The 11,728-nt window shown below is 62.6% G+C and carries 12 protein-coding genes; 6 read left to right on the forward strand and 6 right to left on the reverse strand.

The features are described from left to right. Positions 1 to 2: 2 nt before the first annotated feature. Positions 3 to 1,556: a galactarate dehydratase gene (gene garD, locus ABVN20_RS17860; RefSeq protein WP_368557026.1), complete on the forward strand. Its 1,554-nt coding sequence runs from the start codon at positions 3 to 5 to the stop codon at positions 1,554 to 1,556. Between the two features lie 188 nt (positions 1,557 to 1,744). Beyond that, positions 1,745 to 2,686, forward strand: coding sequence for an AEC family transporter (locus ABVN20_RS17865; protein WP_368557027.1), 942 nt, complete (start codon positions 1,745 to 1,747; stop codon positions 2,684 to 2,686). A gap of 118 nt (positions 2,687 to 2,804) precedes the next feature. Here ABVN20_RS17865 and ABVN20_RS17870 read toward each other — a convergent pair whose 3' ends face one another. From ABVN20_RS17870 to gatC, 6 genes are all read right to left on the reverse strand, one after another. Beyond that, positions 2,805 to 3,185 carry a carboxymuconolactone decarboxylase family protein gene (locus ABVN20_RS17870; protein ID WP_368557028.1) on the reverse strand — a complete coding sequence of 127 codons (381 nt, stop codon included), beginning with the start codon at positions 3,183 to 3,185 and terminating at the stop codon, positions 2,805 to 2,807. Further along, complete coding sequence (locus ABVN20_RS17875) at positions 3,182 to 4,243, reverse strand: calcium/sodium antiporter (protein WP_368557029.1); 1,062 nt, start codon at positions 4,241 to 4,243, stop codon at positions 3,182 to 3,184. The genes ABVN20_RS17870 and ABVN20_RS17875 overlap by 4 nt, the downstream gene beginning before the upstream one ends. Before the next feature lie 50 nt (positions 4,244 to 4,293). Continuing rightward, positions 4,294 to 4,668, reverse strand: a complete 375-nt coding sequence (locus ABVN20_RS17880) for a septal ring lytic transglycosylase RlpA family protein (protein ID WP_368557030.1) — start codon at positions 4,666 to 4,668, stop codon at positions 4,294 to 4,296. A gap of 158 nt (positions 4,669 to 4,826) precedes the next feature. After that, positions 4,827 to 6,272, reverse strand: coding sequence for an Asp-tRNA(Asn)/Glu-tRNA(Gln) amidotransferase subunit GatB (gene gatB / locus ABVN20_RS17885; protein ID WP_368557031.1), 1,446 nt, complete (start codon positions 6,270 to 6,272; stop codon positions 4,827 to 4,829). A 10-nt stretch (positions 6,273 to 6,282) separates the two neighbouring features. Continuing rightward, a complete protein-coding gene (gene gatA, locus ABVN20_RS17890) occupies positions 6,283 to 7,734 on the reverse strand; it encodes an Asp-tRNA(Asn)/Glu-tRNA(Gln) amidotransferase subunit GatA (protein ID WP_368557032.1) in 1,452 nt (483 codons plus the stop codon). Positions 7,735 to 7,750: 16 nt separating this feature from the next. Then, positions 7,751 to 8,038, reverse strand: coding sequence for an Asp-tRNA(Asn)/Glu-tRNA(Gln) amidotransferase subunit GatC (gene gatC / locus ABVN20_RS17895; protein ID WP_368557033.1), 288 nt, complete (start codon positions 8,036 to 8,038; stop codon positions 7,751 to 7,753). Positions 8,039 to 8,249: 211 nt separating this feature from the next. Between gatC and mreB the strand changes: the two genes are divergently transcribed. The 4 genes from mreB (at position 8,250) to ABVN20_RS17915 (ending at position 11,700) form a co-directional block, all read left to right on the forward strand. Further along, positions 8,250 to 9,287: a rod shape-determining protein MreB gene (gene mreB / locus ABVN20_RS17900; RefSeq protein WP_002555108.1), complete on the forward strand. Its 1,038-nt coding sequence runs from the start codon at positions 8,250 to 8,252 to the stop codon at positions 9,285 to 9,287. Between the two features lie 140 nt (positions 9,288 to 9,427). Further along, on the forward strand, positions 9,428 to 10,552 hold the full coding sequence (gene mreC / locus ABVN20_RS17905; RefSeq protein ID WP_368557724.1) for a rod shape-determining protein MreC: 1,125 nt from the start codon (positions 9,428 to 9,430) through the stop codon (positions 10,550 to 10,552). Then, complete coding sequence (gene mreD, locus ABVN20_RS17910) at positions 10,553 to 11,044, forward strand: rod shape-determining protein MreD (RefSeq protein WP_368557034.1); 492 nt, start codon at positions 10,553 to 10,555, stop codon at positions 11,042 to 11,044. It abuts the gene before it with no gap. Between the two features lie 59 nt (positions 11,045 to 11,103). After that, the gene (locus ABVN20_RS17915) at positions 11,104 to 11,700 is read left to right on the forward strand and encodes a nucleoside triphosphate pyrophosphatase (RefSeq protein ID WP_368557035.1); all 597 of its coding nucleotides are present in this window, start codon (positions 11,104 to 11,106) and stop codon (positions 11,698 to 11,700) included. The last annotated feature ends 28 nt before the right edge of the window (positions 11,701 to 11,728 follow it).

An 11,728-nucleotide genomic window follows, 5' to 3' on the forward strand; every position in this document is an offset into this window, starting at 1 on the left:
TCATGCAGTTGATTGAACATTCCGACTCGCCGCGCTACATCCGCCTGCACGAGCGTGACAACGTAGTGATCGTGGTCAACGATCAGGGCGTGCCAGCCGGCACCGAGTTCGCCGATGGCCTGGTTACCGTGGACTTCGTGCCACAGAGTCACAAGGTCACCCTGGAAGACATTCCCGAGGGTGGCCAGGTGATTCGCTACGGCCAGACCATTGGCTACGCCTTACAGCCGATTCCACGCGGCAGCTGGGTCAAGGAAGATCAACTGCGCATGCCGACCGCGCCGCCGCTGGACAGCCTGCCGCTGTCCACCGAAGTGCCGGCCGCGCAAGCACCGCTGGAAGGCTACACCTTCGAGGGTTATCGCAATGCCGACGGCACCGTTGGCACGCGCAACATCCTGGGCATCACTACCACCGTGCAGTGCGTGACCGGCGTGCTGGATCATGCAGTCAAGCGCATCAAGGACGAACTGCTGCCCAAATACCCGCACGTCGATGACGTGGTGGCCCTGACCCACAGCTACGGCTGTGGCGTGGCGATCACGGCGACCGACGCGTACATCCCGATCCGTACCGTGCGCAACCTGGCGCGCAACCCGAACCTGGGTGGCGAAGCCCTGGTGATCAGCCTCGGCTGCGAGAAATTGCAGGCCGGGCAGGTCATGCACGAGAACGACAGTTCGGTGGACCTGAGCGATGAGTGGTTGTATCGCCTGCAGGATTCGGGGCACGGCTTCACCGAGATGATCGAGCAGATCATGGCGCTGGCCGAAGTGCGCTTGAAGAAGCTCGATAAACGCCGCCGGGAGACCGTGCCGGCGTCCGAGCTGATCCTGGGCATGCAGTGCGGCGGCAGTGATGCGTTTTCCGGCATCACCGCCAACCCGGCGCTGGGTTATGCCTCGGACCTGTTGCTGCGTGCCGGTGCGACGGTGATGTTTTCCGAAGTCACCGAAGTGCGCGACGCCATCTACCTGCTGACCTCCCGCGCCGAAACCGAGCAGGTTGCCCAGGAACTGGTACGGGAAATGGACTGGTACGACCGTTACCTGGCCAAGGGCGAAGCGGATCGCAGTGCCAACACCACGCCGGGCAACAAGAAGGGCGGGTTGTCGAACATTGTCGAGAAGTCGTTGGGCTCGATCGTCAAGTCCGGCAGCAGCGCGATCAACGGCGTGCTCGGCCCTGGCGAACGCTTCAAGGGCAAGGGCCTGATCTTCTGCGCCACCCCGGCCAGCGATTTTGTCTGCGGCACCTTGCAGTTGGCGGCGGGCATGAACCTGCACGTGTTCACCACCGGCCGTGGTACGCCGTACGGCCTGGCCATGGCGCCTGTGGTAAAGGTTTCGACCCGCACCGAACTGGCCCAGCGCTGGCCGGACCTGATCGACATCGACGCCGGTCGGATCGCTACGGGGCGTGCTTCGATCGAAGACCTCGGCTGGGAGTTGTTCCACTACTACCTGGACGTGGCCAGCGGCAAGAAGCAGACGTGGTCGGAGCAGCACAAGCTGCATAACGACATTACGTTGTTCAACCCTGCGCCGATTACCTGAGACCGAGTCGCCTGCTTCGCGAGCAAGCCCGCTCCCACAGGGGATTTGAGGTGTTCACATATGTTGTGTTCACCATAGATCCAATGTGGGAGCGGGCTTGCTCGCGAAGACTTTCCACCAGACGCCGGTGCCATTAGTGGCTTATCATTAGCCCCCTAACGACACCCACCGCAAAGGTCCTCCCCGGCATGCTGGCAATTTTCCTCGAAACCCTGAACATCACCGCACCGGTGTTCGCCATGCTGTTTCTTGGGGTGTTGCTCAAGCGCGTCAACTGGATCAACGACAACTTCATTCATACCGCGTCGGCCCTGGTGTTCAACGTCACCATGCCGGCGTTGCTGTTTCTGGGCATCCTGCATGCCGACCTGCACGCCGCGCTGCAACCGGCGTTGCTGATCTATTTCGCCATTGCCACGCTGGTGAGCTTCGCCGTGGCCTGGGGCTGGGCGATCTTCAAATGCCCGAGGGAAGACCGCGGCATCTACACCCAGGGCGCCTTTCGCGGCAATAACGGGGTGATCGGCCTCGCACTGGCGGCGAGCATGTACGGCGACTACGGGATTTCCCTGGGGGCGATCCTCGCGGCGCTGGTGATCCTGTTCTACAACACCCTGTCGACCATCGTGCTGGCGGTCTACAGCCCGGTGATCAAGTCCGACCCGTGGAGCATCTGCAAGAGCGTGATGAACAACCCGCTGATCATCAGCGTGGTTGCCGCCGCGCCCTTCGCCTATTTCAAGATCCCGTTGCCGGGCTGGCTGGAGACTTCCGGCCAGTATCTGGCGCAAACCACCTTGCCGCTGGCGTTGATCTGCATTGGCGGCACGCTGTCGCTGGCGGCGATGCGCAAGAGTGGTTCGATGGCGATGAGTTCGAGCCTGGTGAAGATGGTCGGCCTGCCGGTGCTGGCGACGCTGGGTGCCTGGTTGTGGGGTTTTCGTGGGGCCGAGTTGGGGATTCTGTTCCTGTACTTCGGCAGCCCGACGGCGGCAGCCAGTTTTGTCATGGCTCGCCAGGCTGAAGGCAATCATGAGCTGGCGGCGGCGATCATTGTGATTACCACCCTGATGGCGGCGGTGACCACCAATATCGGGATTTTCTTGTTGCAGTGGGGTGGGTGGATCTAGGTCCAGCATTTTCGGTGTTTTTTAGGGCCTCATCGCGAGCAAGCTCGCTCCTACAGGGGGGCGTGTTGTTCATAAGTCCACTGTAGGAGCGAGCTTGCTCGCGATGGCGTCAGTTCAGTCACTCAGGCTTCTGATAGGTATCAATCACTTCCTGCGCCGCACGAAACGCATCAATCGCCGCCGGCACCCCCGCATACACCGCACAATGCAGCAGCGCCTCGCGAATCTCCTCCACCGTGCAACCATTGTTCAGCGCGCCGCGTACGTGGCCCTTCAATTCCTGTGGGCATTTGAGGGCGGTCAGGGCGGCTAGGGTGATCAGGCTGCGGGTCTTGAGTGGCAGGCCTTCGCGGCTCCAGACGCTGCCCCAGGCGTGTTCGTTGACGAAGTCCTGCAGCGGCTGGGTGAATTCTGTGGCATTGCCCAGGGCGCGGTCGACGAACGCATCGCCCATCACCTGGCGGCGCACTTCAACGCCGGTTTTATTATTGTCGGTCATGGCAACTCCTTCTTGTGATGTTGGCGGCGCCAGGCGCGGAGCGAGGTGAACAGCAAAAACGCCAACAGCGCCGGCAGGACGAAAAACAGCATCAGGTGCTCAAGCTTGCCGGCCAGCGGCATGCCGGTGGTGAACGACACCACGTGCAGACCATAAGCCAGGTACAAGCCCAGAAACAGCAGACCTTCGGCGCGGGTCACGCGATAACCGGAATAGAACACCGGCAGGCACAGCGCGGCGACGCCGAGCATCACCGGCAGGTCGAAATCCAGCGCATTGGGCGAGACCGACAGCGGCGCCGGGGCAATCAGTGCCGTCACGCCCAGCACTCCCAGCAGGTTGAACAGATTGCTGCCGATCACGTTGCCCACGGCGATGTCGCGCTGGCCGCGCAGGGCGGCGATCAACGAGGTCGCCAGTTCCGGCAGGGAGGTGCTGACGGCGACGATGGTCAGGCCGATGATCCGTTCCGACAGGCCGAGGTCGGTGGCCACCGATACGGCTGCGCCGAGCAGCAGGTGCCCGGCATACACCAGCAGGGCGAGCCCCGCGGTGATCATCAGCAGGCTGCCGAGCCAGGGCGCCTCATGGCCTTCGCTGGCGATGGAGTGCGGGCGGGCGGAGTGCCGCGACTGGCGCAGCAGCAAGCCCAGGTACACCGCCAGCGCGCCCAGCAGGATAAAGCCGTCGAGGCGGGTCAGGTCCTCGTTCCACGCCAGTACGAACACCAGCAGGCTGGCGCCGATCATCAGCGGGATGTCCAGGCGTACCAGTTGCCGCGACACCCGCAGCGGGATGATCAGGGCCGACAGGCCGAGGGTGACGAGGATGTTGAAGATGCTGCTGCCGATCACGCTGCTGACGGCGATGTCGACGTTCTGCGCCAGGGTGGCTTGCAGGCTGACCGCCATCTGCGGCGCGCTGCTGCCGAGGGCGACGATGGTCAGGCCGATGATCAGCGGGCGTACATGCAGACGCGCGGCTACGCGCACGGCGCCACGCACCATCAGTTCGGCACCGGCGATCAGCAGCACCAGACCGCTGAGCAGTTCCAGCACGATGATCAGGGGCAGATCGGCAAGTCCGAAAATGGTCGCGGCTCCGGTGGTCAGTCGTCGAGGGCTTGCACGCGAACCCGCGCGGTGCCGCTGCGGATCATGCCCAGTTGCTCGGCGGCTTCATGGGACAGGTCGATCAGGCGCCCACGGGTGTGCGGTCCGCGGTCATTGATGCGCACGATGCAGGATCTGTCGTTTTTCAGGTTGGTGACCTTCACCCGGGTGCCGAAAGGCAACTGCCGGTGGGCGGCGGTCATGGAATTCTTGTCGAAGCGCTCACCACTGGCGGTGCGCTTGCCCTGGTGCTTGGCACCGTAATAGGAGGCGACGCCGGTCTGGTCGTAGCCGTGCGGGTCGACGGTGTCGGTGCTGGCGCAACCGGCCAGGAGCGAGAGCAGGGCGCAGGCGCCGAGGAGACGCTTCATAAACGGTTTCCCAAATACACCAGATAAAAATGTGGGAGCGAGCCTGCTCGCGATTGCGGTCTGACATTCAACTTATCAGTGTCTGTCATTGCCCAATCGCGAGCAGGCTCGCTCCCACAGGGGTAGGGGCCGGACATCGAGATTGGCCCCATCTGTCATCAGCCCTCGAGCTTGCTTTTCAGCAGTTCGTTGACCTGTTGCGGGTTGGCCTTGCCCTTGGAGGCTTTCATGGCCTGGCCGACGAAGAAGCCGAACATCTTGCCGCGTTTGGCTTCGTCTGCCGCGCGGTATTGCTCGACCTGCTCGGCGTTGGCCGCGAGCATTTCGTCCAGCACCGCCGAGATCGCGCCGCTGTCGGTGACCTGCTTGAGCCCACGCTGGTCGATGATCTCGTCCGCGCTGCCTTCGCCGTTGGCCATGGCTTCGAACACCACCTTGGCGATCTTGCCGGAGATGGTGTTGTCCTTGATGCGCTGCAGCATGCCGCCCAGTTGCTCGGCCGACACCGGCGACTCGTCGATGTCCACGCCTTGCTTGTTGAGCAGGCTGCCCAGCTCGACCATGACCCAGTTCGCCGCCAGCTTGGCGTCGCCGCAGATGCCCACGACTTTTTCGAAGTAATCGGCCTGCTCGCGGCTGGTGGCCAGGACGCTGGCGTCATAGACCGACAGGCCGAACTGTTCCTGGAAGCGCTCGCGTTTCTGCGGAGGCAATTCCGGCAGGGTGGCGCGCACGTCTTCGAGGTAGGCGTTTTCGATCACTACCGGCAGCAGGTCCGGATCGGGGAAGTAACGGTAGTCGTTGGCTTCTTCCTTGCTGCGCATCGGACGGGTTTCGTCCTTGTTCGGATCGTACAGGCGGGTCTGCTGGATGACCTTGCCACCGTCTTCGATCAGTTCGATCTGGCGCTGGATTTCGCTGTTGATCGCCTTCTCGATGAAGCGGAACGAGTTGACGTTCTTGATCTCGCAGCGGGTGCCGAACTCGGCCTGGCCTTTCGGGCGGATCGACACGTTGCAGTCGCAACGCAGCGAACCTTCGGCCATGTTGCCGTCGCAGATCCCCAGGTAGCGCACCAGCGCGTGGATCGCCTTGACGTAGGCCACGGCTTCCTTGGCGCTGCGCATGTCCGGCTCGGAAACGATTTCCAGCAGCGGCGTGCCGGCACGGTTCAGGTCGATGCCGCTGGCACCGTTGAACTCTTCGTGCAGGCTCTTGCCGGCGTCTTCTTCAAGGTGCGCGCGGGTGATGCCGACGCGTTTGACCGTGCCGTCTTCCAGGGCGATGTCCAGGTGGCCCTTGCCGACGATCGGCAATTCCATCTGGCTGATCTGGTAGCCCTTGGGCAGGTCCGGGTAGAAGTAGTTTTTGCGGGCGAACACGTTGTGCTGACCGATTTCGGCATCAATGGCCAGGCCGAACATGACCGCCATGCGCACCGCTTCCTGGTTCAGCACCGGCAGTACGCCAGGCATGCCCAGGTCAACCAGGCTGGCCTGGGTGTTCGGCTCGGAGCCGAAAGTGGTGGAACTACCGGAAAAGATTTTCGACCGGGTGGTGAGCTGGGTGTGAATCTCCAGCCCGATCACGACTTCCCATTGCATGTGTGTCTCCTCAGAAGCCGGTTGGGGTGCGGGTGTGCCAGTCAGTGTTCAACTGATACTGGTGGGCAACGTTCAACAGGCGACCTTCCTGGAAATACGGGGCGAGCAGTTGCACGCCAACCGGCAGACCGTCGACAAAACCGGCCGGCATCGACAGGCCCGGCAGGCCCGCGAGGTTGGCGGTGATGGTGTAGACGTCTTCCAGGTACGCAGCGACCGGGTCGCTGTTCTTGGCGCCGAGCTTCCAGGCCGGGTTCGGCGTGGTTGGGCCGAGGATGATGTCGACCTCGTTGAAGGCGGCCATGAAATCGTTCTTGATCAGGCGACGGATCTTCTGCGCCTTCAGGTAGTAGGCGTCGTAGTAGCCGGCCGACAGCGCGTAGGCACCGACCATGATCCGGCGCTGCACTTCCGCACCGAAACCTTCGCCACGGGAACGTTTGTACAGGTCGCTGAGGTTCTTCGGGTCTTCGCAGCGGTAGCCGAAGCGCACGCCGTCGAAACGCGACAGGTTGGAGGACGCTTCCGCCGGGGCGATCACGTAGTACGCCGGAATGGCGTGCTGCATGTTCGGCAGGCTGATTTCCTTGACCACGGCGCCGAGCTTCTGCAGCTCCTTGACGCTGTTATGGATCAGCTCGGCGATGCGCGGGTCGAGGCCGGCGCTGAAGTATTCCTTCGGCACGCCGATGCGCAGGCCCTGCAGCGAGCCGTTGAGGCCGGCGCTGTAGTCAGGCACCGGCTCGTCGATGCTGGTGGAGTCGTTCGGGTCGAAGCCGGCCATGCCTTGCAGCAGGATCGCGCAGTCTTCGGCGGTGCGCGCCAGCGGGCCGCCCTGGTCGAGGCTGGACGCGTAGGCGATCATGCCCCAGCGCGAAACGCGACCGTAGGTCGGTTTCAGGCCGGTGAGGTTGGTCAGTGCAGCGGGCTGGCGAATCGAGCCGCCGGTGTCGGTGCCGGTGGCAGCCGGCAGCAGGCGCGCGGCGACTGCCGCCGCCGAACCACCGGAGGAACCGCCCGGAACGTGTTCCAGGTTCCACGGGTTTTTTACCGCGTCGTAGTAGCTCGACTCGTTGGCCGAACCCATGGCGAATTCGTCCATGTTGGTCTTGCCCAGGGTCACGGCGCCGGCGGCGGCCAGCTTGGCGACCACGGTGGCGTCGTACGGAGCCTTGAAGTTGTCGAGCATCTTCGAGCCGCAGCTGGTACGGATGCCCTGGGTGCAGAACAGGTCCTTGTGGGCGATCGGCGCGCCGAGCAGGGCGCCGCTCTCACCGTTGGCCCGACGGGCGTCAGCGGCCTTGGCCTGGGCCAGCGCCAGCTCTTCGGTGAGGCTGATGAAACTGTTGAGCTGAGGATCGAGCTGGGTGATACGCGCCAGCAGGGTCTTGGTCAGCTCTTCGGAGGAAAACTTTTTATCGGCGAGTCCGCGGGCGATCTCGGCCAGGGTCAATTCGTGCATTGCAGGCTCTTTCCCTTTAGTCGATGACTTTCGGAACCAGGTACAGGCCGTTTTCGACCGCTGGTGCGATGGACTGATAGGCTTCGCGATGATTGGACTCGGTCACGACGTCTGCACGCAGGCGCTGGCTGGCTTCCAGTGGGTGGGCCAGCGGCTCGATACCGTCGGTATTGACCGCCTGCATTTCGTCGACCAGACCCAGAATGCTGTTCAGGGCCGAAGTAATATGTGGAAGATCGCCATCATTGAGGCCAAGGCAGGCCAGATGAGCGATTTTTTCCACGTCGGAGCGTTCAAGCGCCATGGGAATCTCCAGTGGAAAACAGGACGGACGGTGTCCGTGCGTTGGATTGTCGGAACACTACCGCACTTCTACGGTCAATAAGGCCGCGATTGTGGGGCTTGGTGCACAGAAAAGCGGCCAATTTAACATATTGGCGCCTTGCTCAAAATCCCTGTCGTTGTTAGAGTTTGCCGCACTTTTTTACCCACGCGTTGCCTAGGGTCCCTTTCCCATGTTCAAGAAACTGCGTGGCATGTTTTCCAGCGATCTCTCCATTGACCTGGGCACTGCCAACACCCTTATTTACGTGCGCGAGCGCGGTATCGTCCTGAATGAACCATCGGTTGTGGCCATTCGGACGCACGGTAACCAGAAAAGTGTCGTCGCTGTCGGCACCGAAGCCAAGCGCATGCTCGGTCGTACACCGGGCAATATTGCTGCCATTCGTCCGATGAAGGACGGCGTGATCGCCGACTTCAGCGTCTGCGAAAAGATGCTGCAATACTTCATCAACAAGGTTCACGAAAACAGCTTCCTGCAGCCAAGCCCACGTGTGCTGATCTGCGTTCCGTGCAAATCCACCCAGGTCGAGCGTCGTGCCATCCGTGAATCGGCCCTCGGTGCCGGTGCACGTGAAGTGTTCCTGATCGAGGAGCCAATGGCTGCCGCGATCGGTGCCGGCCTGCCGGTCGAGGAAGCACGCGGTTCGATGGTCGTCGATATCGGTGGTGGTACTACTGAAATCGCGCTGATCTCCCTGAACGGTGTGGTTTATGCCGAATCCGTACGGGTTGGCGGCGACCGCTTCGACGAAGCGATCATCACCTACGTGCGTCGCAACTACGGCAGCCTGATCGGCGAGTCCACCGCCGAGCGCATCAAGCAGGAAATCGGCACCGCCTACCCGGGCGGTGAAGTTCGCGAAGTCGACGTTCGTGGCCGTAACCTGGCCGAAGGCGTTCCGCGTGCGTTCACCCTGAACTCCAACGAAGTGCTGGAAGCTCTGCAAGAGTCCCTGGCCACTATCGTTCAGGCAGTGAAAAGTGCCCTGGAGCAATCGCCTCCGGAACTGGCTTCCGACATCGCCGAGCGTGGCCTGGTGCTGACCGGTGGTGGCGCCTTGCTGCGTGACCTCGACAAGCTGCTGGCCCAGGAAACCGGTCTGCCGGTGATCGTTGCCGAAGACCCGCTGACCTGCGTGGCTCGCGGCGGTGGTCGTGCACTGGAAATGATGGATAAACACACCATGGACCTGCTCTCCAGCGAATAAGTCGCCGGTTAGCCTCTATGCTGTTGCGCGCAGGCGGCACTTTGCGGTGCCGCCTGTTCGCGTTTATCTTCTGTCAGTCCTATCCAGGCCGGTTTGATTGCGTATGACTAAACGGAACACTTGCCCCGGAGGAGCGGCTTATTAAACCGCTTTTCACCAAAGGGCCTTCACTGGGCGTGCGCCTTTTGGTGCTGGCCGTGCTATCGGTCGCGCTGATGGTGGTCGATGCGCGTTTTGCGCTGCTCAAGCCCGTGCGCAGCCAGATGTCGCTGGTGCTGATGCAGTCCTACTGGATCACCGACCTGCCGCAGCGGCTATGGCAGGGTGTGGCCAGCCAGTTTGGCAGCCGTACCGAACTCGTCGCCGAAAACGAAAAACTCAAAACCGAAAACCTGCTGTTGCAGGGTCGCATGCAAAAGCTTGCCGCCCTCACCGAGCAGAACGTACGGTTGCGCGAGTTGCTCAATTCTTCCGCGCTGGTCAACGAAAAGGTCGAAGTGGCCGAGTTGATCGGCATGGACCCCAACCCCTTCACCCATCGCATCATCATCAACAAAGGTGAGCGCGACGGTGTAGTCCTCGGCCAGCCGGTGCTCGATGCCCGTGGCCTGATGGGCCAGGTGGTCGAGTTGATGCCGTACACCTCCCGTGTACTGCTGCTGACCGACACCACCCACAGCATTCCCGTGCAGGTGAACCGCAACGGCTTGCGGGCGATTGCCAGTGGCACCGGCAACCCCGAGCGCCTGGAACTGCGCCACGTCGCCGACACCGCGGACATCAAGGAAGGCGACCTGCTGGTCAGTTCCGGTCTGGGCCAGCGTTTCCCCGCCGGTTACCCGGTGGCGACGGTCAAGGAAGTGATCCACGACTCCGGTCAGCCGTTCGCCATTGTCCGCGCAGTGCCAACTGCTGCCTTGAACCGCAGCCGCTACCTGCTGCTGGTGTTCAGCGACAACCGCACCGCTGAAGAGCGCGCCAATGACGCGGCTCAGGCCCAGGAACACCTGGATGCGCTGGGCGGTGGCCCGATCATTCCGCCGACCGTGGCCAAACCGGTCGGTGTGATTGCCCCGGCCGCCGCTGCCCCGGCTGCACCCGCGACGCCTGCGCCGGCCGCTGCGACCCCGGCCAAACCGCCTGCCGCGCATCCCGCTGCCACCAAGCCGCCTGCGACGACCCCGGCTGCCAAACCACCGGCTGCGGTGAAACCGGCCGCCAAACCGCCTGTCTCCGCGCCAGCCACTACAGGGGGGAGAGAATAAATGCCCGGTGCTACCGCTTCCCGAAATGGCTGGATGGTGTGGATGACATTCGCCATCGGCATGTTGCTCAGCGTTTCGCCACTGCCGCAGTTCATGGAAATCCTGCGTCCCTTGTGGCTCGCCCTGCTGCTGGCCTTCTGGGCGCTGGCGATGCCGCAGAAAGTCGGCATGGTTACCGCGTTTTGCCTTGGGTTGGCCGAAGACGTGCTCTACGGCACCTTGCTGGGCCAGAATGCCTTGATCCTGACGCTCATCACGTTCCTGGTGCTGTCGTTGCAACAGCGGCTGCGGATGTTCCCGATGTGGCAGCAAAGCCTGGTGATCCTGGTGATCTTCGGGCTCGCGCAGCTGGTGCAACTGTGGCTCAGCGCCCTGACCGGCAACCGTCAGCCCACGCTGGCGCTGGTTTTACCCGCACTGGTCAGCGCATTGCTCTGGCCCTGGATCAGCTTCGGTTTGCGCGGGTTGCGTCGACGCTACAAAATCAACTGATTCGCTCAGACATGGCCCGCACTTGGTGACACGGGGGCACTAAACAGGGAGATGTCTTGATGAAACAGTTGTACCTCGCCTCAGGTTCGCCGCGCCGGCGTGAATTGCTCACGCAGATCGGCGTGCCGTTCTCCGCCATCGCTGCGGACATTGATGAAACCCCTTTGAATCACGAATCGCCGTCGGCCTATGTCGAGCGCCTGGCGCGCGGCAAGGCTGAGGCCGGACGCCGCGCGGTGGTGTCCGACCAAGCGTTTTGCGTGCTCGGTGCCGACACCGCCGTGGTCTGCGACGGCAAAATTCTCGGTAAACCGGTGGACGAAGCCGACGCGTGCGCCATGCTTATGATGTTGGCCGGCGGGGAACATGAAGTACTGACCGCCATTGCCGTGCTGGACGGTGAACGCTGCGAGTCGCGGGTCGTGCGCAGCCTGGTGCGTTTTCGCCCGATCAGTCCCCAGGAGGCCGCGGCCTACTGGGCCAGCGGCGAACCACGGGACAAGGCCGGCGGCTACGGCATCCAGGGGTTGGGCGCGGTGTTCGTCGCCGGGCTCGATGGCAGTTATTCGGCGGTGGTTGGCTTGCCGCTGTGTGAAACCGCGCAGTTGCTGGGCGATTTCGACATACCCTGTTGGCAAAACCTTAACGCGCAATGAGCGTCGTACTGACAAGATGCGGCCATTA

Origin of the sequence: Pseudomonas sp. MYb118, assembly GCF_040947875.1 — a bacterium.
Classification (GTDB): Bacteria; Pseudomonadota; Gammaproteobacteria; order Pseudomonadales; family Pseudomonadaceae; genus Aquipseudomonas.